The sequence below is a fragment of the Rhizobium sp. ZK1 genome (genome assembly GCF_047782645.1).
Classification (GTDB): domain Bacteria; phylum Pseudomonadota; class Alphaproteobacteria; order Rhizobiales; family Rhizobiaceae; genus Rhizobium.
The window spans coordinates 586,875-611,136 of record NZ_CP180587.1; the positions used below are offsets into that span (position 1 = coordinate 586,875).

At 60.0% G+C, this 24,262-nt stretch carries 24 protein-coding genes; 6 read left to right on the top strand and 18 right to left on the bottom strand.

Going from position 1 to position 24,262, the window contains the following annotated elements; translation table 11 throughout:
- The 11 genes from ACK9YZ_RS25315 to ACK9YZ_RS25365 all read right to left on the bottom strand — a co-directional run bounded on the left by ACK9YZ_RS25315 (nt 1) and on the right by ACK9YZ_RS25365 (nt 12,185).
- Entirely contained in the window at nt 1-780 is a 780-nt protein-coding gene (locus tag ACK9YZ_RS25315) for an ABC transporter ATP-binding protein (RefSeq protein ID WP_416068049.1), read from the bottom strand.
- A gap of 92 nt (nt 781-872) precedes the next feature.
- Entirely contained in the window at nt 873-3,035 is a 2,163-nt protein-coding gene (locus ACK9YZ_RS25320; protein WP_416068050.1) for a TonB-dependent siderophore receptor, read from the bottom strand.
- Between the two features lie 162 nt (nt 3,036-3,197).
- Nucleotides 3,198-4,082 (bottom strand): helix-turn-helix domain-containing protein, encoded by an 885-nt coding sequence (locus tag ACK9YZ_RS25325; RefSeq protein WP_416068051.1) that lies wholly within the window; start codon nt 4,080-4,082, stop codon nt 3,198-3,200.
- 117 nt (nt 4,083-4,199) lie between these two features.
- Nucleotides 4,200-4,955: a fumarylacetoacetate hydrolase family protein gene (locus ACK9YZ_RS25330; RefSeq protein WP_416068052.1), complete on the bottom strand. Its 756-nt coding sequence runs from the start codon at nt 4,953-4,955 to the stop codon at nt 4,200-4,202.
- Nucleotides 4,956-5,033: 78 nt separating this feature from the next.
- The gene (locus tag ACK9YZ_RS25335; protein WP_416068053.1) at nt 5,034-6,401 is read right to left on the bottom strand and encodes an FGGY-family carbohydrate kinase; all 1,368 of its coding nucleotides are present in this window, start codon (nt 6,399-6,401) and stop codon (nt 5,034-5,036) included.
- Nucleotides 6,398-6,718, bottom strand: a complete 321-nt coding sequence (gene rhaM / locus ACK9YZ_RS25340) for an L-rhamnose mutarotase (RefSeq protein WP_416068054.1) — start codon at nt 6,716-6,718, stop codon at nt 6,398-6,400. Before rhaM ends, ACK9YZ_RS25335 begins: the two co-directional genes overlap by 4 nt.
- The gene (locus ACK9YZ_RS25345) at nt 6,715-7,725 is read right to left on the bottom strand and encodes an ABC transporter permease (protein ID WP_416068055.1); all 1,011 of its coding nucleotides are present in this window, start codon (nt 7,723-7,725) and stop codon (nt 6,715-6,717) included. Before ACK9YZ_RS25345 ends, rhaM begins: the two co-directional genes overlap by 4 nt.
- Nucleotides 7,722-8,711, bottom strand: coding sequence for an ABC transporter permease (locus tag ACK9YZ_RS25350; RefSeq protein WP_416068056.1), 990 nt, complete (start codon nt 8,709-8,711; stop codon nt 7,722-7,724). The genes ACK9YZ_RS25345 and ACK9YZ_RS25350 overlap by 4 nt, the downstream gene beginning before the upstream one ends.
- 9 nt (nt 8,712-8,720) lie before the next feature.
- Nucleotides 8,721-10,256, bottom strand: a complete 1,536-nt coding sequence (locus ACK9YZ_RS25355; protein ID WP_416068057.1) for a sugar ABC transporter ATP-binding protein — start codon at nt 10,254-10,256, stop codon at nt 8,721-8,723.
- 73 nt (nt 10,257-10,329) lie between these two features.
- Entirely contained in the window at nt 10,330-11,325 is a 996-nt protein-coding gene (gene rhaS, locus ACK9YZ_RS25360) for a rhamnose ABC transporter substrate-binding protein (RefSeq protein ID WP_183725586.1), read from the bottom strand.
- 47 nt (nt 11,326-11,372) lie between these two features.
- Nucleotides 11,373-12,185 (bottom strand): DeoR/GlpR family DNA-binding transcription regulator, encoded by an 813-nt coding sequence (locus ACK9YZ_RS25365; protein ID WP_416068058.1) that lies wholly within the window; start codon nt 12,183-12,185, stop codon nt 11,373-11,375.
- A 209-nt stretch (nt 12,186-12,394) separates the two neighbouring features.
- On the opposite strand from ACK9YZ_RS25365, the gene ACK9YZ_RS25370 reads away from it, so the two are divergent.
- Nucleotides 12,395-14,491 carry a bifunctional rhamnulose-1-phosphate aldolase/short-chain dehydrogenase gene (locus ACK9YZ_RS25370; RefSeq protein WP_416068059.1) on the top strand — a complete coding sequence of 699 codons (2,097 nt, stop codon included), beginning with the start codon at nt 12,395-12,397 and terminating at the stop codon, nt 14,489-14,491.
- 50 nt (nt 14,492-14,541) lie between these two features.
- Nucleotides 14,542-15,834 carry an L-rhamnose catabolism isomerase gene (gene rhaI, locus ACK9YZ_RS25375; protein WP_416068060.1) on the top strand — a complete coding sequence of 431 codons (1,293 nt, stop codon included), beginning with the start codon at nt 14,542-14,544 and terminating at the stop codon, nt 15,832-15,834.
- An 18-nt stretch (nt 15,835-15,852) separates the two neighbouring features.
- Here the strand turns inward: rhaI and ACK9YZ_RS25380 are convergent, their stop codons facing one another.
- The 3 genes from ACK9YZ_RS25380 to ACK9YZ_RS25390 all read right to left on the bottom strand — a co-directional run bounded on the left by ACK9YZ_RS25380 (nt 15,853) and on the right by ACK9YZ_RS25390 (nt 17,948).
- A complete protein-coding gene (locus tag ACK9YZ_RS25380; RefSeq protein ID WP_416068061.1) occupies nt 15,853-16,311 on the bottom strand; it encodes a carboxymuconolactone decarboxylase family protein in 459 nt (152 codons plus the stop codon).
- Between the two features lie 222 nt (nt 16,312-16,533).
- Entirely contained in the window at nt 16,534-16,944 is a 411-nt protein-coding gene (locus tag ACK9YZ_RS25385; protein WP_416068062.1) for a RibD family protein, read from the bottom strand.
- 341 nt (nt 16,945-17,285) lie between these two features.
- Nucleotides 17,286-17,948 carry an HAD-IA family hydrolase gene (locus tag ACK9YZ_RS25390; protein WP_416068063.1) on the bottom strand — a complete coding sequence of 221 codons (663 nt, stop codon included), beginning with the start codon at nt 17,946-17,948 and terminating at the stop codon, nt 17,286-17,288.
- A 166-nt stretch (nt 17,949-18,114) separates the two neighbouring features.
- On the opposite strand from ACK9YZ_RS25390, the gene ACK9YZ_RS25395 reads away from it, so the two are divergent.
- The gene (locus tag ACK9YZ_RS25395; protein WP_416068064.1) at nt 18,115-18,984 is read left to right on the top strand and encodes a sigma-70 family RNA polymerase sigma factor; all 870 of its coding nucleotides are present in this window, start codon (nt 18,115-18,117) and stop codon (nt 18,982-18,984) included.
- A gap of 149 nt (nt 18,985-19,133) precedes the next feature.
- Here ACK9YZ_RS25395 and ACK9YZ_RS25400 read toward each other — a convergent pair whose 3' ends face one another.
- Together ACK9YZ_RS25400 and ACK9YZ_RS25405 are read right to left on the bottom strand one after the other, a co-directional pair.
- Entirely contained in the window at nt 19,134-19,964 is an 831-nt protein-coding gene (locus ACK9YZ_RS25400; RefSeq protein WP_416068065.1) for an IclR family transcriptional regulator, read from the bottom strand.
- 589 nt (nt 19,965-20,553) lie between these two features.
- On the bottom strand, nt 20,554-20,769 hold the full coding sequence (locus ACK9YZ_RS25405) for a hypothetical protein (protein WP_216759066.1): 216 nt from the start codon (nt 20,767-20,769) through the stop codon (nt 20,554-20,556).
- A gap of 130 nt (nt 20,770-20,899) precedes the next feature.
- On the opposite strand from ACK9YZ_RS25405, the gene ACK9YZ_RS25410 reads away from it, so the two are divergent.
- Nucleotides 20,900-21,523: a TetR/AcrR family transcriptional regulator gene (locus tag ACK9YZ_RS25410; protein WP_216759065.1), complete on the top strand. Its 624-nt coding sequence runs from the start codon at nt 20,900-20,902 to the stop codon at nt 21,521-21,523.
- An 88-nt stretch (nt 21,524-21,611) separates the two neighbouring features.
- Nucleotides 21,612-21,797 (top strand): hypothetical protein, encoded by a 186-nt coding sequence (locus ACK9YZ_RS25415; RefSeq protein WP_216759064.1) that lies wholly within the window; start codon nt 21,612-21,614, stop codon nt 21,795-21,797.
- Here the strand turns inward: ACK9YZ_RS25415 and ACK9YZ_RS25420 are convergent.
- Both ACK9YZ_RS25420 and ACK9YZ_RS25425 read right to left on the bottom strand, forming a co-directional pair.
- The gene (locus tag ACK9YZ_RS25420; protein WP_416068066.1) at nt 21,794-22,234 is read right to left on the bottom strand and encodes a DUF1810 domain-containing protein; all 441 of its coding nucleotides are present in this window, start codon (nt 22,232-22,234) and stop codon (nt 21,794-21,796) included. The two genes, ACK9YZ_RS25415 and ACK9YZ_RS25420, sit on opposite strands and share 4 nt — an antisense overlap.
- A 74-nt stretch (nt 22,235-22,308) precedes the next feature.
- Entirely contained in the window at nt 22,309-22,602 is a 294-nt protein-coding gene (locus ACK9YZ_RS25425; RefSeq protein ID WP_216760828.1) for a hypothetical protein, read from the bottom strand.
- Nucleotides 22,603-22,875: 273 nt separating this feature from the next.
- Between ACK9YZ_RS25425 and ACK9YZ_RS25430 the strand changes: the two genes are divergently transcribed.
- On the top strand, nt 22,876-24,246 hold the full coding sequence (locus tag ACK9YZ_RS25430; RefSeq protein ID WP_416068067.1) for an amidase: 1,371 nt from the start codon (nt 22,876-22,878) through the stop codon (nt 24,244-24,246).
- Nucleotides 24,247-24,262: the final 16 nt, after the last annotated feature.

Sequence of the window (24,262 nt, forward strand, 5' to 3'; positions counted from 1 at the left end):
CTACAGCAGGTAGCTGACCGGCTCGTTGCGAACCGGATGCGGGAAGACGCCCATGCCGACGCCGAAGATCGACTGGAGCTTATCGGCCTGCATGATATCGGCCGGCGCACCTTCGGCGGTGATCTGGCCGCGATTGAGGGCTATGATGGCATCGCAATAGCGCGCCGCGAGATTGATGTCGTGCAGGACGATGATGACGGTGAGGCCGCGCTCGTGGCTGAGTTCCTGTACCAGCGAGAGCACGCTTGCCTGATGTGCGAGGTCGAGCGCGGACGTCGGCTCGTCAAGCAGCAGGCAGCGGGCATTCTGGGCAAGCATCATGGCGATCCAGGCGCGCTGGCGCTCGCCGCCGGACATGCTGGCGACGAGACGGTCGGCAAAATCCTCAAGCTCCGTGCGGACCATCGCTTCTTCGACCATCTCACGGTCTGTGGCGCTGAAGCGGCCGAGCGTGCCATGCCAGGGGAACCGGCCAAGGGCCACCAGTTCCCGCACGGTCATGCCGTCGGTCGCCGGCGTGAATTGCGGCATATACGCGACATGGCGGGCGAAGGCGCGACTGCCCCAGTCGGCGGCGGCTTTGCCGTCGAAGTCGATCGCACCGCTCTTTGGGGCAATCTGTCGGGCGACGATCTTCAAGAGCGTACTCTTGCCGGACCCGTTCGGGCCGACCAGGCCGTAGATGCGGCCAGCCTCGAGCGTCAGATCGATGCCATCAAGGATGGGTCTGGTGCCGATGGCATAATCGATCCCGGTAAGGGTCAGGAAGGGCTTGGACACGAGGAAACTCCGGCTTGGCTGCAAAAGGGCTCAGGAGGGCCTTAACCCTCCTTTATCGCAGCTTCCTGAAAAACTAAACTATATTTGTCAACTTACCATTTCTTGCTGAGCTTGAAAGTGACCGTGCGTGCATCGCCATAACCGCAGACCGTAAGGCCTTGGCAACTGGTGACATATTCCTTGTCGAAGAGGTTGGCGACATTGAGCGATGCGGCCCAGTTTTCCTTCTCGTAGCGGATAGCTGCATCGAAAACCGTCGCCGATGGCACTTTTTCGGTATTCTGTTCATCCGCCCATGACCAACCTTGATGTCGAATGCCGGCGCCAAGGCTGAGACCCTCCAGCGCACCCGTCGTGACCAGATAATCGACCCAGAGCGAAGCCTTGACCTTCGGTGTGATATAGGGGGATTTGCCGACCAGAAGCGGGTTGGCGGCGTTTTCCAACACTTCCATGTCGGTATAGTCGAGACCCGCCGTGACCTTCCAGTTGTCGTTGACGTTGATCTTGCTTTCGAGTTCGAAGCCGCGCGAACGTACCTTGCCGAGCTGGCTCTGTTCGAAGGTGATTGGATTGGTCACGGCATTGTTGCGCTTGTCGATCTGGAACACGGAGGCTGTGATCACGCCATCGAAGAAGGCCGGTTCATATTTGACGCCGCCTTCGATCTGATAGCCTTCTTCAGGCTTGAGGGGGCCAGAAATGCCGGTGCCGATCAACGGGTTGAAGAAGCTTGCTGCGCTGACATAGGGGGTCAGGCCGTTGTCGAACTCGTAGGCGAGGCCGGCACGGCCGCTGGCCGCGCCGTCATCGAAACTGTAGCTCGTGCCGATCACGGCATCGGAGTCGATATCGACATGATCATAGCGGCCGTTCAGCGTCAGAAGCCAGCCGTCGCCGAAATGGATCTGGTCCTGAGCGTAAATGCCGATCTGCTTCATGCTCACGATACCATCGGCGTAAACGAAGTTGGCGCCCTGCGGCGTGCCATAGACCGGATCGGTCGCGCTGATCGGGTTCGAGCCGCAGCAAGCCTGCCAGTTGTCCAGACGGTAATATTTGTAGTCGATACCGGCGAGCAGGTTATGGGTAGTGCCGCCGAGCTCTGTCTCGCCCTCTACGCGGTTGTCGATGCCGACGGAATCAACGCCGGACCGGCCTTCGAAACCGATACGGGCAAGATCGTAATCTGGAGCCGTTGGAACGCCACCCACATAGCCGTTGAGGTACGGACCCTGCTCATGTTTATCCAGGTGGCCATAACGGAAATTCGAGGTGAATTTCACGCCATTGTCGAATTCATGCTCGAATTCGTAGCCGACCATCTTCTGCACATAGCTGCCGTCGTCGATATCAGGCTCGCCATAGAAGGCGTCGCGTGGGATCTTGCCGAAGGGCGCGTCCACGACCGTGCCCTCATAGGGGAAGAAGCCGTTGCCTGTGTGGACCTGATCGAGGCCTGCGAGATAACCCCAGACGGTGAAACTCGTCGCATCGTCAGGGGCGACCTTCAGCTGCGGCATGATGAAGCCGCGGAAATCATGAGAGAAATCGGAGTAGTTGTCGCCGCCGGAGACCTTGCCGGTGATGCGGTAGGTCATCGTATCGCTGGAGCCGACCTTGTTGGAGATATCGAAACCGGTAAAGGCGTTGCCGTTACTGTTGATGCCGATATCGGTGTAATAAAGCGGCTCATCGAGCGGGCGCTTGCGTACGAGATTGATGATGCCGCCGGGATTGGCGCCGCCGTAAAGAACCGAGGCCGGCCCCTTCAGAACCTCGACACGCTCCAGCATGAACGGATCGATCTGGAAACCGCCGAAGCCGTAGCTGAAGAGGTTCAGGTTGTCGAAAAAGACGCCGGTCTGGGTCGCGTTGAAGCCGCGGATATAGAACCAATCGGTATCGGGATCATTGCCGAAGGGCTGGGTTGTGACGCCGGGCGTGTAAAGGAGTGCTTCGTCGATTTTGTTGGTGATGCCGTGATCATCCATTTCCTGCCTGCCGATAACGGAGACCGACTGCGGGATTTCGTTGATCGGCGTATCGCTCTTGGAGCCCGTGGAAGAGGTTTTCGCGACATAGCCTTTGACGGGGCTGGTGGCGGTTTCATCGCCGCCCTGGATGACGATCGGCGCCAGTTGCGTCGGATTGGCATCTTGAGCAAGGGCGGAAGAGCCCGCCATGATCCCGGCGAATGCCGTTCCTGCCAGTAGATATGTCCTGAAGGTGAGCCCCTTGGTCTGCGCTCGCATAATTTACCCCACTCATGCCGCGGCCTCGCTTGCCACGGTTTGGCCTTGAATAAGTCGAGTGTTTAACTCAAATTTAATCGGGCGGATTGTCGCGATCGGGTGGAAATTGAACGTTCTTGGGCAATTTTCCGCGCTGCACGCAAATGCCCAGGCGTGTTGCAATCAGGCAATCTGCGCCTTTTTCCAGTTCGCCGGTGTGGTTCCCAAATTCTTACGGAAGACACGGGTGAAATGGGCCTGATCGGCAAAGCCGGTTTCCACAGCGATGGTCGTCAGCGGATATTCGCTGCCAACGAGCAGATGTTTTGCGCGGTCAAGGCGGACATTGGTCTGATATTGATGCGGCGCAACGCCGGTCGATGCCTTGAAGGCATGGCTGAAATGCGATTGCGACAGGCCGGTGACAGATGCCAGTTCTTCCAGCCGGATATTGCGCAGGCAATTCTCCTCGATGAAATCGGTGGCGCGGCGCAATTGCCAACCTGCAAGCTTGCTGCGCTTGCGCGGCTGCACCTTGGTAAGCTTCAGCACATCGATGATGAGGGAGAGCGACAGGCCGTCTCCATAGAGATCATGCAGCGGCTGCGGATTGACGCATTCGGCAGCAATCAACTGGGCAAGCGACAAAAGGCGCTCGTCGGAAAACAGGAGCTGAGCATTGGCGAGACGCTGCGGATCGAGCTCATCGCCGAGCCTTCGGCTGATGGTCTCTACATCGAAATGGATATCGAGATGGCGCAGCGAATGCACACCCACCAGATCGGCCCAGACCTCCATATCGGCCGGCACATAGGAGATCGGCCGCTTTTCGGTGTCCTGCACCGTGCCATGGGCACGTGGCGAGAGCTTCACCCGCGAATTGCCCGGCCCGCGTTTTTCAAGGAGGATGAAAAGCCGCGGGTCGCGCGATACGTAATAGCCACCGGAATGAGGAGCGCAGTCCACATCCCAGACATCCGCCACGATGCCGTTCCACACCCGGCGATTGACGCCTTTGGTGACGGAAAAGCCGTGGATCCTGTTTTGCATGCGCGGTTGAAACGTCATTTCCACTTCTGCCTCCGGCCGGATGGCCGAAATAAACCTTCGTAATAAACTCAAGTTTAATACAGGAGGCGGAGTGGGATGACAATCACCCAGTTCATGCGGGTGGAAATGCCCGTATCAGACGACGGAGAAGGTCAATCTCGCGCTGTCGCCGAAGTGGATGTCGATCTCGCCGGGTTCGGTGAGCTCGACGGCGCCACTGAGCGTGCCGGTCGTGACGAGCGCGCCCGATTTCAGCGAATCGTCCGGGCGCAGCGGATCGTTGGCGTAGTCGACCAGCCAGGTTACGACGTCGCCCTTCGGATGTTTGGCTAGGCCGTCATAGATCGTCTTGCTGCCTTGGGTGACCTTCAGCGGCGTGCTTGCGGCGGTATCGATGAAGCTCTTTGCGATGGAGGGGCCGAGCACATAGCCGCTATTGCCAAGGCGATCTGCGAGGAAGAGAAGGAAGGAGACAGCACCGCTTTCCTTGACCGCGCTGACCAGCAGTTCGGCGCCGAGATAGGCGCTGGATATTGCTTCCAGCACTTCGGCGCGGCTGTAGGGTGCGCCCTTGCGATACGGCAGGTCCTTGCCGAGGCGCACCGCAATTTCGGCCTCGAATTTCATGCCCGGATACCAGGGGATCGTTGCGCCGGAGACGGCTTCAGCATAGGGATGGAGGGGCGCAGTAACCGGCTGGCCCTCGGGGGAGGCCGTAACCTTCCAGGCATTGCTGGCGACAGCTTCGTGGCCCTTCAGGAAATTCTGCGCTTCCATGCCCTGGTGAAAATCGTTCGGCAGCGGAAAGGCGCTTGTCGGCTCCTGCTTTCCGTCCTGGCGCAGGCTGTAAAGCTTGGCGGCCAGCGCCCGCGCGTCGAATGGATCAGTCATGCTGTCTCCTCCATCAAATCGAGAGGTGCCACAGTAGCGGCGCAGCCGGTCTGAACAAGGGCACTGTTGGAAAGACTGTTATTCCATCGCGGCGTACCACCGCTCCCGATAGCCGGAAAGCCCTGGGATTGCATAGGGTGCGAAATGTCTTTCCGCGCCGGAAACGGGTCTGATGCCGGCAAGCAGCGCGGCACCCTGACTGGTACCCGTCGAGCCGGGAAGCGCCATCGTGTCCCGGCCGGTCAACGCGGAAAGCAGGGACAGGTAGGCCTCGTTCAGCGCGAACGGACCTTCGACGATAACGGGGCCTTTTGCGCCGATCAGTCCGAGACAGGCCTGTGTCATCAATGCCAGATAGAGGCAGGCCGCGGCATATCGCTCTCCGCGGCTGGCGCCCTCCAGACCCACCCAGCGGCTGACCTTGCCGGGAAAGGGACCGGAGCCCGTCGCCACGTTCGGCAGCAGCATGATACCCTTGGCGATGACATCGGCAACGGCAGCTCGCGCAGCGGCATCGCTGACTTCACCGATTTCCGCTGAGAGAATTTCGAATTCGCGACCGCCCATGAAACGGGACGACGGTACGGCGCGACCATAGGCGTCGACATTGGCAAGAGCATCGCGCTTCGCGTCGAGATGGTCGAGATCGCCGCCGACGCCGAAATTGATGACCCACGTGCCGGTCGAGACGACGGAGAAGGGTGCCTCACGGCCGACGAGATGCGGCAATAGCGAGGCATTTGAATCATGGATACCGCAATAGACGGGCACGGAAAGCCCAATTTCATCGGCGATCTCGGGCAGGACTGGGCCAAGCGCATCGAAAGCCGAACGGATCGGAGCCATCCGGGCGCGAATGGCCAGCGTGTCGACCAGCGAGGAATAAGCGCCGGTTTTCGGGTTCCAGAGGTCGGTGTGACAGCCGAGCGAGGTCGCCTCGTTTGCCGCGATACCGGTCAGCCGTGCGGACCAGTATTGTGCATAGGTGAGGATGTCTGCGACTTTGGCGAACGCGTCCGGGAAGGCGGTCTTTTGATAATGCAGCTGTGCGCCGACATTCAGCCCCATCGACAGGCGTGGCGAGAATGTCTCGGCAAAGGGCGGCCGGAGCGCGTCATAGGCGTCGCGGATGTCCTGCGGGTATTCATGCTCGTAATCGATGACAGGCATGGCAAGTTTGCCATTTGCATCGAGCAGGGCGGCAGCTGCCCCATGTGTGGTGATCGAGAGCGCGTCGAAGCCTGGCTCCCTGGCGAAGGCCTTGAGTGAGGCTAGCGCGAAATTCCAGAGGTTTTCGATATCGTAATGCGGATAGAGGCCATCGCGTATGACGGCGTTCGGCTGCTTGCGAACGGCGATTTCAGCGCCCGTCGCGCTGTCCAGCACGACGACCTTGGCATTGGTCTTGCCGATGTCGAGAACGGCGATGTGGCGATAGTCACTCATGGCATATGGAAGACGGTGACGAGGTCGCTTTGAACTGGCGAATTGTCCGGATTGGTTTCCATGATGTCGCCCATATGCGCCCACCACTTCTTCATGAGGGGATGGTCGGGCAGGCTCGCCATGGTGTGGTCTTTCGGGCGCGTCAGCACGCCGAAAAGCGTATTGGTCTCGCGGTCGAGATGGATGGAATAGTCGCTGGCGCCCGACTTGTGCAGAAGATCGACCAGTTCCGGCCAGATCTCGTCATGACGCTTGCGATATTCGGCCTCCATGCCGGGATTGAGCTTCATCTTGAAGGCATGTTTTTCCAGGGTCATTTGGCGCTCATGGCTTTGATGCGGCGGGCGATGATCGGGATGGCGATGGTGATGATCAAAAGCAGGCCGATGAAGATCGACATGACGATGCCGGGCACGTTCAACAGGCCGAGGCCGAAGGTGACGAGCCCCATCACGAAGGCGGCGATGACGACGCCGCCGATTGTGCCGGAGCCGCCGAGGATCGAGATGCCGCCGAGCACGACCATGGTGACGACCTCGAGTTCCCAGCCTTGCGCGATCGAAGGACGCGTCGAGCCGAGGCGCGAGGTCAGGCAGACGGCGGCGACACCGCTCATCACGCCGGTCAGCAGGAAGAGGATGAATTTCACGCGCTCGACCGGAATGCCGGAGAAACGGGCGGCAAAATCATTGTTGCCGATCGTGTAGACTTGTCGGCCGAAATTCGTCGCATGCAGCAGGATGGCAAAGAGGATCGCCAGCACGATGAACAGTACGAATTCGAAGGAGAAGACCCAGACGACGTAACCCTGGCCGAAATAGGCGAAATCCGCCGGATATTTGCCGTAGGCCTGGTCGCCGAGCACGATATAGGAGATGCCGCGAAACAGGCTCATCGTGCCGATCGTGACGACGATCGACGGCAGCTTCAGCCCCGAAACGAGAAAACCGTTGAAGATGCCGCAGACAAGCCCGGTACCGATGCCGATCAGCACGAGGCCCGGCGTGCCGACGCCGACCTGTGCGGCAGCACCCATCGCCGTTGAGGCAAGGGCGATGATGGCGGCAACCGACAGGTCGATCTCGCCTGATATGACGAGCAGCGCCATGGCAAAGGCGATCATTGCCTTTTCGGTGAAATTGAAGGTCGCGTCCGAGAGGTTCCAGGCATCGAGGAAATAGGGCGAGGCCACGGAATTGAAGATGAAGATCAGGACGGCCACACCGAAGAGCAGCACTTCCCAGCTCGACATGATGCGCTTGAAGGGCGTGCCGAGGCGATCGGGAATGACGCGCTTTTCGGGCGTTGACGAAACCATGCTCATGCTGCGACCTCCGCTGCTGCGCGATCCCGCAGGATGATACGGCCGCGATTGCGCTCGCGCCGGGCGTTGAAAACGACGGCGAGGATGATGACGGTTCCCGAGATCGCCATCTGCGTGAAGGGCGAAATGCCGATGACGGGCAGGGCATTCTTGATGACGCCGAGGAAGAGCGCGCCAAGCACGGTGCCGGCAACCGAGCCAACGCCGCCGGCAATCGAGATGCCGCCGATCACGCAGGCCGCAACACTGTCGAGCTCGAAGCCATTGGCGATATCGACATAGGCGACTGCATAACGCGAGACCCAGAGATAGCTGGACAGACCGGCGAGCGCGCCCGAGAGGACGAAGGCCAGGAACTTCGTCCGGCCGGTATCGATCCCGGCATAGACGGCGGCCGTCGGGTTGCCGCCGGTTGCATAGGCCGAGCGGCCGAACTGGCTGTAGCGCAGCAGCATATACATCAATGCAACGATGATGATCGCAACCCAACTCAGCACAGGCAAGCCGAGGATCGGCGTGCGCGGAATAGCAAGGAAGGTCGGCGTCATCTGGTGGGCATTGACCCAGGCCCCACCCGACAGGACGAAGGCCATGCCGCGATAGATGGTGAGCGTGCCGAGCGTCACGACGATCGGCGGGATTTCGAGGCGCCAGACGAGGAAGCCGTTGATGCTGCCGAGGGCTGCACCGATCACGACCGCGGCAAGGATGAGCGCGACGAGAGGCAGGCCGGGAAAAGCGGCGTTCATCATCGCGATTGCCATGCCGGTAAAGGCGAGATTGGCAGCGACCGAGAGGTCGATCGATTTCGTCAGAATGACCGTCATCTGGGCGAGCGCCAGGATGATGAGGATTGCCGTATCGTTGAAGATGCCGGCGAGATTGTCCGGTGTGGCGAAATCGGCAGCACGCGTCGAGAAGACGGCAATCATCACCACGATGATGGCAAAGAGCAGGGTTTCGCGTTTTCTGATCAGTCTCATCAAGCCGTCACCTCATGCATTTCCGGTCGCCGCGCGCACCAGCGCTTCCGGCGAAAGCTGATCGCGTTCGAAGAGCCCTGCCGACAGGCCCTCCTTCATGACGAGCACACGGTCCGACATGCCGATAATCTCAGGCAGTTCGGAGGAGATCATGATGATGGAGAGGCCTTCGGCGGCAAGCTCGCTGATGAAGCCGTGGACGGCAGCCTTCGAGCCGATGTCGATACCTTTGGTCGGTTCATCGAGGATGATGACCTTGGGCATGGTCGCAAGCCACTTGCCGATGACGACCTTCTGCTGGTTGCCGCCTGACAGAGTGCCGACTGGCACGGACAGGGCGGCAGCACGCAGGTCCAGCCGCTCGGCATATTTGCGGGCGAGCGCGAATTCTTCCGCCGCCTTCAGGAAGCCCTTGCGCGAAGTGCGCGCCAGAGAGGGAAGCGTCATGTTCTGGTAGATCGGCATCGGCAGCGCCAGGCCGTGACGGCCGCGCTCCTCCGGCACGTAGACGATACCGGCGCGGATGGCGTCATGCGGAGAATTGATCGAAATCTCCCGGCCTTCAAGTGACAGCCTGCCGGAGAGCGGCCTGGTGATGCCGAAGAGCGATTGGGCGAGCTCCGAGCGCCCGGCGCCGATCAGGCCGTAAATGCCGAGGATCTCACCCTTGCGCAGCGTCAGCGAAATATCGCGGAATTCGGTGCGATGGCTGTATTTTTCGACCTCGAGAACCGGGCCGCCGATCGCCACATCGATCTTCGGGAAGGCGTTTTCGACATCACGGCCGACCATCATGCGGACGATTTCGTCCTGCGGCGTTTCTTTGAGCCTCCCATGCCCGACGGCGCGCCCGTCGCGGAAGACGACGTAATTGTCGGCGATCTCATAGAGCTCGTCGAACTTGTGGCTGATGAAGAGGATGGCCTTGCCGCTTGCCTTCAGGCCCTCGACGATGCGGAAGAGGTCGTCGATCTCCTTGCGTGACAGGGCAGCAGTCGGTTCGTCCATGATGACGATGCGGGCCTCGATCGACAAGGCGCGAGCGATCGCCACGAGATGGCGCTGCGCAATCGAGAGGTCCTTCAGGCGGATCGTCGGATCGATATTGCTTTCGAGCGAGGTCAGCAGCGTTCTTGCGCGGCTGTTCATCTCGCTCCAGTCGATGGTGCGCCAGCGTGTGCGCGGCGCGTGGCCGAGAAAGATGTTTTCAGCGACCGAAAGCTCGTCGAAGAGCACGGTTTCCTGATGGATGGCGGTGACACCGGCATCGATGGCGGCCTGCGCCGTCGCAAAATGCACCGGCTTGCCGTCGACGATGATTTCGCCCTCGTTCGGGCGGTAGATGCCGGTCAGGATCTTGACGAGCGTCGACTTGCCGGCGCCGTTTTCGCCGATCAGTGCCGTCACCTTGCCGGGATAGAGCGCGATGCTGACATTATCGAGCGCCTTCACGCCCGGAAAGATCTGCGAGATGCCGCGCATTTCGAGAATGGCGGCTGCGTCGTCGGCTTTTGGGTCCGTGACGGGATATTGAAGGGCAGGGGTCATCAGCAAGCTTACCACCATCGAAAGAGAAGCCCGGCGGCAAAACCGCCGGGGGTCTGTTCATGATCTCCGTAAATCAGAAGACCTTGGAGAACTGGTCGATGTTCGAGGCATTGTAGACGAAAGGATCGGCCATAGCGGCTTCGCCATTGTCGCCAATCTTGATCTTGCCCATGCGGCCGGCTTCGATTTCGCTGCCCGGCTTGCCGTCGGCATCACCCTTTGCCAGGTGATAGGCGATCTGCGTTGCGGAATAGCCGAGGTCGATCGGGTTCCAGATTGCGAATTCCTTTGTCGCGCCCGACTTGATCGCGCCAGCCATTTCGGAGGGTAGGCCGAGACCGGTGACGTAGACCTTGCCGACCAGGCCCTTGTCTTCGACGACCTTCGAAGCAGCCAGAACGCCGACCGTCGTCGGAGCGACGATGACCTTGACGTTCGGGTTGGACTTCAGGAGGCCTTCGGCTTCACGATAGGACTTGTCCGAGAGGTCGTCGCCGTAGACAGTGGTGACGAGGTTGAGACCCGGGAAGTCCTTCAGCTGCTTCTTCATCTGGTCGATCCAGATGTTCTGGTTGGTCGAGGTCGTGGTGGCCGACAGGATGGCGAAGTCACCCTTGCCGCCGTCGAGATGATCCTTGGCGAGCGTCAGGCACATCTTGCCGATCAACTCGTTGGATGACGGGTTGAGCTGCAGGATGCGGCCTTCCGGAGCAACGCCGGAATCCCAGGAGATGACCTTGATGCCACGCTGGGCAGCCTTCTTCAGAGCCGGAACGACGGCATCCGGGTCGTTTGCCGAGATGGCGATGGCATCAACGCCCTGAGCAATCAGCGAGTTGATGACTTCGATCTGGCCTTCGGCCGTCGTGCTCGTCGGGCCGGTGTAGATCACTTCTACACCGCCGAGTTCCTTGGCTGCTTCCTGAGCGCCCTTGTTGGCAGCGTCGAAGAAGCCGTTGCCAAGCGACTTCACGACGAGGCCGATCTTGATGTCCTTGGCGCTTGCAGCGCCGGCCATCATGGCGACGGCAAAAGCCACGCCGATTGCAAGTGTCTTTGCAAGTTTCATGTCATGTCCTCCCATTAAGATTTAGACTTCCACACCTCGCCGACGCCTCATGCGACCGACGAGGAATCCTCCTTCACAGCCTGGGCCACCGGGCTTGCCACAACGAGCCGCACGCCGGCATTCTCGATCATACGCGCAGCCTCATCGGCGATGCCGTCGTCGGTTATGATTGTCGAAACCCGGTCGAGCGCGCAAAGGATGAGGCTCGACCGGCGATTGAACTTGCTGGAATCGGCCATGACGACCAGCTCGTCGGCCTGATGCATCAGCTTCTGCTCGCTCTGGATGATGAGGGCATCCGCCTCCATGATGCCAAGCGGGCCGACGCCCTGAGCGCCGATGAACATGCGCCGCGCATAGAAATTGCGGATCGCGTCATTATCAAAGGGCGACAGGATCAGGCTCTGCTCGCGGTAGATTGCGCCACCCGGTACCGTCACCGTGTTTTTGGAGTGCTTCACCAAATGTTCGGCTATGGCGAAGGAATTGGTCATGACCTGCATGCGATGGCCGGCCATATAGTGAACCATCTGGAAGGTGGTTGTGCCGCCGTTGATGATGATGGCATCGCCCGCTTCGCAGAGATCGACGGCCGCACGCGCGATTGAGCGCTTTTTATCGATATTGACGGATTCTGACACCCGGAAGGGGCGACCTGCAAGATTTCCAAGCTGCGGCGGGTGCACAGCCTCCGCGCCGCCACGAACGCGCCGGATCTTGCCCTGCACGTGAAGAGCCGCAATGTCGCGCCTAATTGTCGCTTCAGAAGCCTCAGTCAGCTCGGAAATGTCCTGAATCGTAACGACGGACTTTTCCTGGACAGCGCTTAAGATAATGCGATGGCGTTCGCGTTCGTGCATTGGGCTCCTCCTCTTGTCATATTTATTTCGTATCCGTTAAAGCCTGTCAATCAGAAACGATCATAAATTTTCATATTGCGATGCAACATAATCGAATTTGATCGTTTTCGATTGACAAGCTGCATTTCGATGCGCGATACCGTGACCGAAAGGGCGTGCTTATCGCGGCGCCCCGCAGGCCTATACACAAGCCTATATGGGAGGATGACATGGCGGCAAAGGTTCGACTTCTCGAGAACCGGTGGGATGATGCTTATGCGGCGGGCCTCGATGAGCCCGGCAAGCTTCTCTATCGCTCGAATCTGCTCGGCGCCGACAAGCGCATCACCAATTACGGTGGCGGCAATACCTCGGCCAAGGTCATGGAGACCGATCCGCTAAGCGGCGGCAAGGTTCAGGTTCTCTGGGTCAAGGGCTCGGGCGGCGATGTCGGCACGATCAAGCTCGACGGTTTTGCGACGCTTTATCAGGACAAGCTGGAATCGCTGAAAGGCATCTACAAGGGTGTTGAAGACGAAGACCGCATGGTCGGCTTCCTGCCGCATTGCACCTTCAACCTGAACGCCCGTGCCGCTTCGATCGATACGCCGCTGCATGGCTTCGTTCCCTATACGCATGTCGACCACATGCACCCGGATGCGATTATTGCGATTGCTGCCTCCAAGAATTCCAGGGATTTGACCAAGCAGATCTTCGGCGACGCGATCGGTTGGCTGCCCTGGCGCCGTCCGGGCTTCCAGCTCGGCCTTGATCTCGAAGCCTTCGTCAAGGCGAACCCTGACGCAAAGGGCGTCGTGCTCGAAAGCCACGGTCTCTTCACCTGGGCAAACGACGCCAAGGCCTGCTACGAGCTGACGCTCGATATCATCAACAAGGCGATCGAGTGGTTTGCCGGGCAGACCGAAGGCAAGACGATCTTCGGCGGCGCCGTCGTTGAAAGCCTGCCGGTTGCCGAACGTCGCGCCATCGCTGCCCGCCTGATGCCGGAAATTCGGGGACGCATCGGCAAGCAGGAACGCAAGCTTGGCCATTTCGACGATCAGGATGCGGTGCTTGAATTCGTCAATTCGAAGAACCTGCGTCCGCTCGGCGCGCTCGGCACCAGCTGCCCTGACCATTTCCTGCGCACCAAGATCCGCCCGCTCATTATCGATTTCGATCCGGCAAATCCCGATGTCGATGCCATCATCGCCGGCCTCGACAAGGCGCTCGAAGATTACCGTGCGGACTATGCCCGCTACTACAATGCCTGCAAGCGCGACAATTCGCCGGCCATGCGTGACGCCAATCCGGTGATCTTCCTGGTGCCGGGCGTCGGCATGCTCTCATTTGCCCGTGACAAGGCGACGGCTCGCATCGCCAGCGAATTCTATGTCAACGCCATCAACGTGATGCGCGGCTCCTCCACGGTCTCTGAATATCAGGGACTGCCGGAGCAGGAAGCCTTCGACATCGAATACTGGCTGCTGGAAGAGGCCAAGCTGCAGCGCATGCCGAAGCCGAAGAGCCTTGCCGGCAAGGTCGCCTTCGTCACCGGCGGAGCCGGCGGCATTGGCCGCGCAACGGCTGCTCGTCTGGTCGGCGAGGGCGCCTGCGTGGTGTTGGCCGATATCGACCAGGCAGCGCTCGAATCGACGGAAGCCGAATTCGTGAAGAAATACGGGGCCGATGCGGTTCGCACTCTGAAGCTCGACGTCACCAAGGAAGACGGAGTGATTTCGTCCTTCGCCGAATCCTGCGTCGAGTTTGGCGGCATCGATATCCTCGTCTCGAATGCAGGCATCGCGTCATCGGCGCCGATCGAAACGACCGAGCTGTCGACCTGGAACCGCAATATCGACATTCTGGCGACCGGCTATTTCCTCGTCTCGCGTGAAGCGTTCCGGCTGTTCCGCCGTCAGGCGCTCGGCGGCAACGTTGTCTTCATCGCGTCGAAGAACGGCCTTGCCGCTTCGCCGGGGGCAGCTGCATATTGCACTGCAAAGGCTGCCGAAATCCATCTTGCCCGTTGCCTGGCGCTGGAAGGCGCAGAAGCCGGCATCCGCGTCAACACCGTCAATCCGGATGCCGTTCTTCGCGGCTCGAAGATCTGGAGCGGTGAATGGCGCGAACAGCGCGCGGCTTCTTCGAAGATCGAGGTCGACGATCTTGAGGAACATTACCGCAAGCGTTCCATGCTGAAGCTCAACGTGTTCCCGGAAGATATCGCCGAGGCCGTCTACTTCCTGGCGTCTGATCTGTCGGCCAAGTCGACCGGTAACATCATCAACGTTGACGCTGGCAACGTTCAGAGCTTTACCCGCTGATAGCGAGCGGCGGGTCACGCCCGCCGCAACAGAATTTCTGGGAGGAACAGATGACAGAATCCAGGATTGCGCAGGATCTAGTTGCGGCGGAAAACGACAAGCGCGCTGCGGCCCTGAAGGCCGACTATGAAGCGCTGGGTGCAACGCTTGCGCGCCGCGGTGTCGATATCGAGACGATCACCCGCAAGGTGGCGGAGTTCTCCGTCGCCGTCCCCTCCTGGGGCGTGGGCACCGGCGGCACGCGCTTTGCCCGTTTCCCCGGAACGGGCGAGCCGCGCGGCATTTTCGACAAGCTCGACGATTGCGCCGTCATCAACGAGCTGACACGGGCGACCCCCACTGTTTCCCTGCATATTCCCTGGGACAAGGCCGATGTGAAGGAGCTGAAGGCAAAGGGCGATGCGCTCGGTCTCGGCTTCGACGCGATGAATTCCAATACATTCTCGGACGCACCCGGCCAGAAGCTGACCTATAAATATGGTTCGCTCAGCCACACGGATGCGGCGACCCGCCGGCAGGCGATCGAGCATAACATTGAATGCATCGAGATCGGCAAGGCGATCGGTTCCAAGGCTCTCACCGTCTGGATCGGCGACGGCTCCAACTTCCCCGGCCAGAGCAATTTTACCAAGGCGTTCGAGCGTTACCTCGCCTCGATGGCAGATATCTACAAGGCGCTACCGGACGATTGGAGGCTCTTCTCCGAACATAAGATGTACGAGCCGGCCTTCTATTCGACCATCGTACAGGATTGGGGCACCAACTACCTGATCGCCCAGACGCTCGGCCCCAAGGCGCATTGCCTTGTCGACCTTGGCCATCACGCACCGAACACCAATATCGAGATGATCGTCGCCCGCCTGATCCAGTTCGGCAAGCTCGGCGGCTTCCATTTCAACGACTCGAAATATGGCGACGATGACCTCGACGCCGGTGCGATCGAGCCCTATCGCCTGTTCCTCGTTTTCAACGAGTTGGTCGATGCTGAACAGCGCGGCGTGAATGATTTCCATCCGGCCCACATGATCGACCAGTCTCACAATGTGACGGACCCGATCGAAAGCCTGATCAACAGCGCCAACGAAATCCGCCGTGCCTATGCCCAGGCCCTGATCGTCGACCGCAAGGCGCTCGATGGTTACCAGCAGGATAATGATGCGCTGATGGCTTCCGAGACGCTGAAGCGCGCTTACCGCGCCGATGTCGAACCGATCCTGGCCGAAGCCCGCCGCCGCGCCGGCGGCGCGATCGATCCAGTCGCCACCTTCCGCGCCAGCGGCTACCGCAGAAAAGTCGCCGCCGAGCGCCCTGCTTCGGTCTCCGGCGGCGGTGGCATCATCTAAGCACCGGGAAGCCGTGGATCAGGGCTTCCATCTCCCCGCAATCTGCCGGGTGGCGACGTTCAGCCGGTTCCAGACATTGATATTGGCGATCGCGATGACGAGGGCCGCAAGGCTCTTGCCGTCGTAGTGGCGGGTGCATTCGTCCCAGACGTCGTCAGATACCGGATCGGTGCGGTCGTTGAGGCGGGTGACGGCCTCGGCCAGGGCAAGTGCTGCACGTTCGGCATCGCTGTAATAGGGAGCCTCGCGCCAGCATGCGACAGCAAAGAGCCGCTCGTCGGTCTCCCCATGTTTGCGGGCGATGCGCCAATGCCCATCGATACAGACGCTGCAGCCGTTGATCTGGCTGGCGCGCAGATAGATGATTTCCAGAAATCCCGGCGCAAGCCCGGCCGCAGCAGGCACTTTACCGAGAGCATTCAGTGCCTGCATGGCTTCCGGGATGACGAGGGCTGGATTTCCCATTCTCTCTTGCATGTTCAATCTCCTGATTGCGTGTTTCCCTTGACGCAGGGCCGGCATGTCGCCGGCTTTCGTTCGTCATAGGTTTGACGGATCAGGATGAGGCAATGTGACGAGAACAGAAGAAAAAGATGGGAAGCAAAACGACTGTCGACTGCTCGGTCAAAGCCGCCATCGCCGACCTGCTTCGTGCTATCGCTGGTCGGGCCCGCATACCTGCACTGTCCATCATGCCCGTTAGGCGTTGACCTTATAGCGCAGGGTGACAGCACCATTGCCCATCGTCTCGGCCGATATCAGTGAGAGCTGCGTCTTGCCCGCCAGTCCTCCGTCAAAGGTGACGACAGGCTGGCCGCCGCTGCCATCCAGCGCCGGAGCGACGAGCAGATAGAACTCGTCGATCAACCCGGCGGCAAAGAAGGCGCCGTTGATCGCGGCTCCGCCTACGAGCAGCAGTTTGCGGATGCCGAGTTCCTTGTCCAGCACCTCGAGTGCTGCGCGCAGGTCGATTTCGGCGGAAGGCGAGACTATGTAGGAGATGCCGTCGGCGGCAAGCTCCGCAAGATGCGTATCCGGCACCTCGCCGCCGAGGATGACGACGATATGGTCGCCATCGATCTCCGGTCGCGTGAAATGCAGTTTGCCCAAGGTGTCGAGGGCAATCGCGTAGCGTTTGCCGCGCGATCGGCAAAATGGTTCGGCCGCTCCACAGCACCGGCCGATTTCGGCGGATGTGGTTCTCCCTTCGCCATTTCGGCCATCGTCACGCGCCCGACGATCCAGGCGTCACCCTGCAGCTCTTCATGGACCCTCTGATAGAGCGCAGACCATTCCTTGCGGCTGCCATCAGGGCTTTCTGTCCACTTGCTCGGATGCAGACCGCCGTCGAGCGACGACATCATCAGGCAGACGATTTCCGGCTTCATGGCAATTCCTTTCAAGCGGGTGCGGCAAACCGATCAAAACTTGGCCGATTAGAGCTTGGCCGATCAAAGCTTGATCGAGAGGTGGCCGCTGTCGGCAATGAGAACGGTCGCATCGGCATAATGTTCGATTTCGGGATAGCCTTGCAGCGAATGTTTGTGGCCGGCGGCCGTGACGACCATGATATCGGCTCCGGCTGCCGCTCCTGCCTTCACGCCGGCTTCGACGTCTTCGAAGACCAGGCATTCACGCGTGGAAAAGCCGAGCTTCTCGGCACCGAGGATGTAGCATTGCGGGTCAGGCTTGCCGACGGTCACATCCTCGGCCGTCACGATGGCCCGCGGCATCGGCAAGCCGGCTGCCTCGAGCCGGCGCTCAGCAAGGCGACGCGGAGAGGAGGTGACGATCGTCCACCGGTTCGGTGGGAGCGACGCCAGAAAATCGGCGGCACCCGGAAGTGCCACGACGCCGTCGACATCGCGGATTTCGTCTTCAGTAATCTCTGCTGCTTCCGCCTCGGCGTCGATATCAGGAAGGTTCAGCCGCCTGATCGTGTCGATACCGCGCGATCCATGCATGGTCGGCAGGAACTTTTCGACATCGAGCCCGTGCCGCTCGGCCCAGCGTCCCCAGACGCGCTCTGCTGACGCAGTCGAGCTCAGGATCGTGCCGTCCATGTCGAACAGGAAGGCGGCATATTGTTTTGAACTATCAAATCGGAAGGACATAGTGAAACACCATAGGGAGGGATCTGCGCGCCATCAGCCAATGAAAAATGCGGCAGGTCAAGTCGCCGGAGTAATTTCACGAGGGCTTGATGCGACATCGCTCCTGTCACATCGTCCGGCTTCCGTTCGTCATGGTCTTTGACATGACAGGATGAGGAGTGGACCAATGAATGAAAAAAACTGGCTGGCCGATGAATTCGAGGCGAACCGGACGCATCTGCGGGCCGTCGCCTTCCGCATGCTCGGTTCGCGTACGGAAGCGGAGGATGCGGTGCAGGAAGCGTGGCTGCGCCTCACGCGGTCGGACAGGTCTGGCGTCGACAATCTCGCCGGCTGGCTGACGACGGTCGTGGCGCGCATCTGCCTGGACATGCTGCGCTCACGCAAGACGCGACGCGAAGAGCCGCTGGAGTTGCCGGCGCATGGCGCAATCGCCGATATTGCCAGCAATCCGGAGCGCGAGGCAGCCTTTGCCGATTCGGTTGGCATAGCCGTACTAGTCGTCCTGCAAACGCTCTCGCCTGCAGAGCGTGTCGCCTTCGTGCTGCATGACATGTTCGATCTTCCCTTCGAGGAGATCGCCACGATCATCGGTCGCAGCGCTGCCGCCACCCGGCAGCTTGCGAGCCGTGCGCGACGCAGGGTCAGCGGGCAACCTGAAACGCCTGAGGTCGATCAGGTTCGCAAACGCAGCATTGCGGAAGCTTTTATTGCTGCCTCTCGCAACGGCGACTTGGAAGGGCTGATAGCCTTGCTCGCGCCGGACGCCGTCTTCCGGCCGGATGCGACCGCCGCTCGCACCGGCGGGGTTGTTCTGCTTCGTGGCGTGGATGCCGTGGCCAAAATGTTCAAGGGAAGGGCACAGTCCGCCGAAGTCGCGCTTGTGGATGGCGAGGTCGGCCTCATCATCCGCGTCCAGGGCGAGCTTCGTGTTGTCCTGTCCCTCAGCTTCCATGGAGACAGAATCTCGGCCATCGATGCGATTGCCGATGCCGATCATCTTAGCGAAATTGGCTATTCGGCCTTCGAAAGCTGAGCGATCTCAAATTGGTAAATTTCGACCAGGCGGTTCTTGAAGAGCTCGCCTGCTCGAGAATCTGCCGGATCCCGCAAGGCCAAAACTGCCTGGCAATATCACCGTTGCAATCGGCGCGATCGTCGCGCTTAAAGACTGAGACAGGCGCTTTAGTGGCCGCGCCAGCCCATCAGCCTTTCGATGCGTTCCGCTGAGCTGCGCACCTGCGTGGTATAATGGCTCTCGTCTGAAAAGGCCTTTTGTTCCGGCAGGACGATGGAAATGGTGGCGACGCATTGGCCTTCACGATCGCAGATCGGCGAGGCAATGCAGGCGACGGCATAGTCGGATTCACCGGCCTGGATCGACAGGCGCGCTTCGAAGGCCTTGCCGGCGGATTGCGATAGTGTAGCGGGATCGATTTCGGCGCGTCCGGTCGGCGAGGAGCGGGCGCAGCGCTTGAAGAGCTCGACGCGCTCGTCTTCCTGCAGGTGGCCGACCAGCAGGCGGCCGGAGGCTGTCCAGTTGAGCGGTACGCGGGTGCCGACACGCGAGGCGACCTGGAAATGGCTGGGGCCATCGGCCATGGCGAGCACCAGCATGTAATCGCCGTCACGACCGCAGACCTGAACGGTCTCGCCGGCCTGCCGGCAAAGATCGTGCATTTCATGTGTGGCAACGCTCATGAAGTCGAGCGAGCGGGCATAGGCAAGGCCATAATGGTAAAGCCGCGAGCCGAGCCAGATCGAACCGTCGGACTGACGCGTCAGCATGTTCTTTTCGACGAGATCGTCGACGATGACATAGACGGTCGAAAGCGGCGCCTTTACAGCTTTCGCAATGGCGTAGACGCCGGCCGGGGATCCCGTCTCGTAAAGATGGTCGATCACCTGCAGCGCGCGGTCGATACCGCTGACACGCGCGCGGCGGCTACCCTTGGTGCCGGTCTCTTCGGCCGGGCTTTCATCTTCGGAGATTGCGGGTGATGTGTTTCCGTCCAACTCAACGTACCTCTGATGCTATGCGAGCCTGTTACATTACTATGGCATAGCTGCTTGCGAAGCAAATCGCAAAATCTTGGGAGCTTACGGAAATGCCTGATAGCGGCGCAGCGGATACCGCTTTCAGGCGGCGCAGGTTGAGGTGGCTAAAGAACTTGGGGTCAAATGCCGAATACGGCGCAGGCATTTGCCATCGCTCTAAATTGCAACGGCACAAAGAGCCGCAGGCAGGAACAACAAGGCCCAGCCCGAGTTCTTGACCTATCAGTACAGATATTGGCTGATCGGATGCGGGCTATGTCTCCGGCCAGGCATTGCGGTCAGTCATGGCAAGTCCGTCTGGGCTTGCAAAGCCACCGCCGGTGAACATTGTCATGATGACGGCGTCACCGGCGGCGAGCGTTCTATCGTCTTGGGAGATATAGTCATAATCGGTTGGATGTTAAAAAAACTCGCAACTCCGGAATGCCGGAGACGTGAAGCGCCCAACAACCATGTTGCAAGGGCTGCCGCCTGTTGATAGCGGCAGCCCGTCTGGGGCAGGGCTTAACCCCAGTGCCGATCGGGCCTTGTAAGGCCAGCGGTCAGATCAGCCGAAGCAGGGCATCGCCGGCAGATTGGCGCGGCTGGCAAAGGACCCGATCATATCGCTCGCCGTGGAGGTACGCGGCTCGCGTTTGCGGGCGGCCGTCTCGAGGAGTTGCTTGAAGTCGTCAAGCTTCACGCCGTCGGCGCGCAGCACCATGGCGATCAGCGGGTCGCGAAGGGCTTCGGAAATGGTCAAATCTTCTCTGGTCTTTCTCATGGTGCAGTCCTCCTTTCGTGGGCGGTCGCCCGTGTTCCACTCCCGCTGCCAAGCGCTCTTGGCATTGACTTCCGCGAAGAGTGGTGTTACCGGTAAGTAACAATGCATTTGTTACCGATCGGTCACATCGATGTCAAGGACTTCGTCCGCGAAAAAATCAGAAACATTGAACGAAATCTCCGCAGCCGTTTCAGATGATCGAATCCCGCCGCGGGAGCGTATCGTTTCGACGGCTTCGGAGCTTTTCCGCGAGCGCGGCATTCGCGGCATTGGCGTCGATGCCATCGCCGATGCTGCCTCCACCAACAAGATGACCCTCTACCGGCATTTCGGCTCCAAGGATGAACTGGTCTGCGAGACACTGCGCCGCGCCTCCGACAAGGCCGAGAAGATCTGGCGCGATCTCGAAGCTGCCCATCCTGGTGATGCGCGCGCCCAGCTGCTTGCCTGGGTCGAAGATCGGGCTCACTGTCTGAACGGCGAGCCAGCAGGTTGCGATCTCGCCAATGCCGCCATCGAATTGAAGGGCGAAGGCCATCCGGCGCACGAGCTGATCGAGCGCCACAAGGCCATGCAGCGCAACCGGCTCGCGGCTCTTTGCGTGGCTGCCGGTGCACGTGAGCCGGAACTTCTTGCCGACACGCTGACGCTGTTGCTCGAGGGCGCGCGCGTCACCCGTCAGGCCATGACGGATGGCGGCTGTTCCTGCCATTTCGAAAAAGCGTGCAACGTGGCGATCTCCGCCTTCGGCTGATCCCCACGCGACCAAGGTGCTCAGTCTTGGGAACCTTGGAGGTGCATGGCCGTTATTCTGCTGATCTGGGAGCAATCTGGAGGCAGAGATGAATTACGCTTATCTCCGGCGGCTATATGCCAGACGTGCCGAGCTTGAAGCCAAGCTCGAACTCTACGACGCACGTTACTGCTTCGGCGAAGAGGAAGTGGACGATGGTACGGAAAACGATCTGAAACAGCGCCTCGAAGAAATCACCAAGGAGATTGCGGCGCTGGAGCGCTCGCCGGCTTAATTATTACCGGCGCTCAGAATCGAAATTGTCCGTTCGTCGAATTTTCCATCGTAGAAACGCTCGATTGCCTTGTGAAAGGGCGAGCCGTGGTCGCTGACCGCAGCAAAGAGCGTCATGGACGAGCGCAGCTTCAGATCATCGGGTGCGCCCATAATATCGTGGGCGCTGCGATCGTTAACAGAGATGATCGCCTCGACACAGCGCAAAAGTCTGCTGCCGAGGATTGGGTCGGCGAGATAGGCTGACGCTTCCTCCGCGGAGCGAATGGCATATTTCTCCGCCATGGAAGACGTCCCAAGACCGGCGATCTGTGGGAAAATGAACCACATCCAGTGGGAGCGCTTGCGGCCGGTTTTCAGCTCGGTAAGAGCCTGTTCGTATATGCCGTTCTGCGCTTCGATGAAGCGGTGGAGGTCGTAGTCTACGTCACCGGCCATGGCTCTTTCCCTTTTCTATGCTTCTTATGCACGTCAGACGAAAGATTTCCATGCCCGGCAAAAATCGCTGGTTCTCAGCAGACCTTGTCTGCGTAGGGGCTTGTTTCACGGCAATGGCCGTAGCGCTGGTGATGTGGCACCAGACTATCACCTGGAGGTGCTTTTTCTTCAATAGCCGAGGTCGTCATCGGATCGGTCGCTGATGTCTGTGCCGACGGTGCTGTGAAGCCTACAAAGCTCAGCAGTACGAGGGCGCCCACGACAACGATCCGCTCCAGGACCGAGAGCTTCTGCGCGCTGACGTGGTCGGCGTAGTCGCGTTCAGCTTCGCCGTAGCTCACGTCCTCCTTCACATGCTGGTGCACCATATCCTGGTGACCGGAGGTCCAAGTTTCAGATTGTGTCATTTCAAGTCTCCTGCAATGCACTGGGATGCGGCTTGGAAAGGCAAGCTAATGGCGCGCCTATCCGCTTCCCGCGTGCAGCACCGCATGTGTGTCTTAATTGCGATAAATTGAAGAGGGCTAATTCAAACTCAGTGTTCACAAAATCGTACCAATCGTCGTGAAAAGCCGTGCAAGGGCTGGTCCTGCAAAATGATAGGCGGTAAATCCTGTGTGATATCCACAGGACTCTCCCCCATGGCCCTTACTTTCGGCGCGATGTCGATCGCTCAGCTTTCCCTCATCATCCAGAGCGGAAAGGCTGATCCTGTTGACGTCGCAGAGGCGATCTTCGACGGCATCGAGCAATATGCCGACAAGGCGGTCTTTACCGTATTGTTGCGCGAGCGAGCATTGCGGGAAGCCCACGCTTCCTCGAAGCGTATCCGCGACGGCCGTTCGCTCGGTGCGCTCGACGGCATTCCGATCGCCTGGAAAGATCTTTTTGACATCGAAGGCATGGCAACCACGGCTGGTTCGGTGGTACTGGCGGGCGATGCGCCCGCTAAAAGGGACGCTGCCGTCGTCACCACGCTCAAGAATGCCGGCATGCTGGCGATCGGCCGTACCAATATGAGCGAGTTCGCTTTCTCCGGCCTCGGCATCAATCCGCATTATGGGACGCCGGAAAATCCTCACAGCAGGGACGAACCGCGTATTCCCGGTGGGTCGTCTTCCGGCGCGGGCGTCGCCGTTGCCGCAGGCCTTGTGCCGGTTGCGATGGGCACGGATACCGGCGGTTCGGTGCGTATTCCTGCCGCCCTGAACGGCATCGTCGGCTACAAGGCGACGCGCGGACGCTATGCCATGGAAGGCGTCTATCCGCTGTCAACGAGCCTCGATTCCCTCGGCCCGCTCTGCCGTTCCGTGCAGGATGCCATCTGGGTCGATGCCGCCATGCGCGGTCTGACCGCGCCGACCATTGCTTGGCAGTCCCTGAAAGGCATCGAGATCGTAACACCGCGGAACGTCGTGTTCGACGGTCTGGGTGCTGGCGTCGCCGAAGCCTTCGAAGGCGGTGTGAAGCGGCTGCGCGCTGCCGGTGCGCTTGTCAGCCCGCTCGAAATCCCGGCTTTCGACGAGATCCTTGCGCTGATGGCAAAACATGGAGCTCTCGTGACCGCCGAAGCCTTCGCCCTCCATCGCGAACGACTTGCAGGGCCGGAGGCTGCGCGCAGGGATCATCGTGTCGTCATGCGCACTCGTCTTGGCGAGAAGACCAGCATGCCCGACTATATCGCCATTCTTGCTGCGCGTGCCCGACTAATCGCCGATACGGAGCGTCTGATCGGCAATCGCCTGATCGCCTTCCCCTCGGTTGCCCATGTCGCACCGCCGATCGCCGCACTGGAGCGCGACGACGAGCTCTTCGTTGCCACAAATGGCAAGACGTTGCGCAATACGGCGCTCGGCAATTTTCTGGACTGGTGTGGCGTTTCCATTCCCTGCGGAAAGGGTGAGGCGGATATGCCGGTTGGTTTCCTTCTGTCGGCCCCGGCTAATCGGGATGACGCACTGCTCGCGGTTTCTCTGGCGGCAGAAGCGATCATTCGCGGTGACCAGATTTAGCGTTGCGGGCTTGAAG

Bases quoted from the DNA above. Each gene is read 5' to 3' on its own strand.
- ACK9YZ_RS25320 (WP_416068050.1), bottom strand. From the start codon at position 3,035: ATGCGAGCGCAGACCAAGGGGCTCACCTTCAGGACATATCTACTGGCA.
- ACK9YZ_RS25395 (WP_416068064.1), top strand. From the start codon at position 18,115: ATGAATGAAAAAAACTGGCTGGCCGATGAATTCGAGGCGAACCGGACG.
- ACK9YZ_RS25370 (WP_416068059.1), top strand. From the start codon at position 12,395: ATGGCGGCAAAGGTTCGACTTCTCGAGAACCGGTGGGATGATGCTTAT.
- ACK9YZ_RS25405 (WP_216759066.1), bottom strand. From the start codon at position 20,769: ATGAGAAAGACCAGAGAAGATTTGACCATTTCCGAAGCCCTTCGCGAC.
- ACK9YZ_RS25415 (WP_216759064.1), top strand. From the start codon at position 21,612: ATGAATTACGCTTATCTCCGGCGGCTATATGCCAGACGTGCCGAGCTT.
- rhaI (WP_416068060.1), top strand. From the start codon at position 14,542: ATGACAGAATCCAGGATTGCGCAGGATCTAGTTGCGGCGGAAAACGAC.
- ACK9YZ_RS25365 (WP_416068058.1), bottom strand. From the start codon at position 12,185: ATGCACGAACGCGAACGCCATCGCATTATCTTAAGCGCTGTCCAGGAA.
- ACK9YZ_RS25390 (WP_416068063.1), bottom strand. From the start codon at position 17,948: ATGTCCTTCCGATTTGATAGTTCAAAACAATATGCCGCCTTCCTGTTC.
- ACK9YZ_RS25420 (WP_416068066.1), bottom strand. From the start codon at position 22,234: ATGGCCGGTGACGTAGACTACGACCTCCACCGCTTCATCGAAGCGCAG.
- ACK9YZ_RS25425 (WP_216760828.1), bottom strand. From the start codon at position 22,602: ATGGTGCACCAGCATGTGAAGGAGGACGTGAGCTACGGCGAAGCTGAA.
- ACK9YZ_RS25330 (WP_416068052.1), bottom strand. From the start codon at position 4,955: ATGACTGATCCATTCGACGCGCGGGCGCTGGCCGCCAAGCTTTACAGC.
- ACK9YZ_RS25410 (WP_216759065.1), top strand. From the start codon at position 20,900: ATGTCAAGGACTTCGTCCGCGAAAAAATCAGAAACATTGAACGAAATC.
- ACK9YZ_RS25345 (WP_416068055.1), bottom strand. From the start codon at position 7,725: ATGAGCATGGTTTCGTCAACGCCCGAAAAGCGCGTCATTCCCGATCGC.
- rhaM (WP_416068054.1), bottom strand. From the start codon at position 6,718: ATGACCCTGGAAAAACATGCCTTCAAGATGAAGCTCAATCCCGGCATG.
- ACK9YZ_RS25380 (WP_416068061.1), bottom strand. From the start codon at position 16,311: ATGCAAGAGAGAATGGGAAATCCAGCCCTCGTCATCCCGGAAGCCATG.
- ACK9YZ_RS25325 (WP_416068051.1), bottom strand. From the start codon at position 4,082: ATGACGTTTCAACCGCGCATGCAAAACAGGATCCACGGCTTTTCCGTC.
- rhaS (WP_183725586.1), bottom strand. From the start codon at position 11,325: ATGAAACTTGCAAAGACACTTGCAATCGGCGTGGCTTTTGCCGTCGCC.
- ACK9YZ_RS25355 (WP_416068057.1), bottom strand. From the start codon at position 10,256: ATGACCCCTGCCCTTCAATATCCCGTCACGGACCCAAAAGCCGACGAC.
- ACK9YZ_RS25335 (WP_416068053.1), bottom strand. From the start codon at position 6,401: ATGAGTGACTATCGCCACATCGCCGTTCTCGACATCGGCAAGACCAAT.
- ACK9YZ_RS25430 (WP_416068067.1), top strand. From the start codon at position 22,876: ATGGCCCTTACTTTCGGCGCGATGTCGATCGCTCAGCTTTCCCTCATC.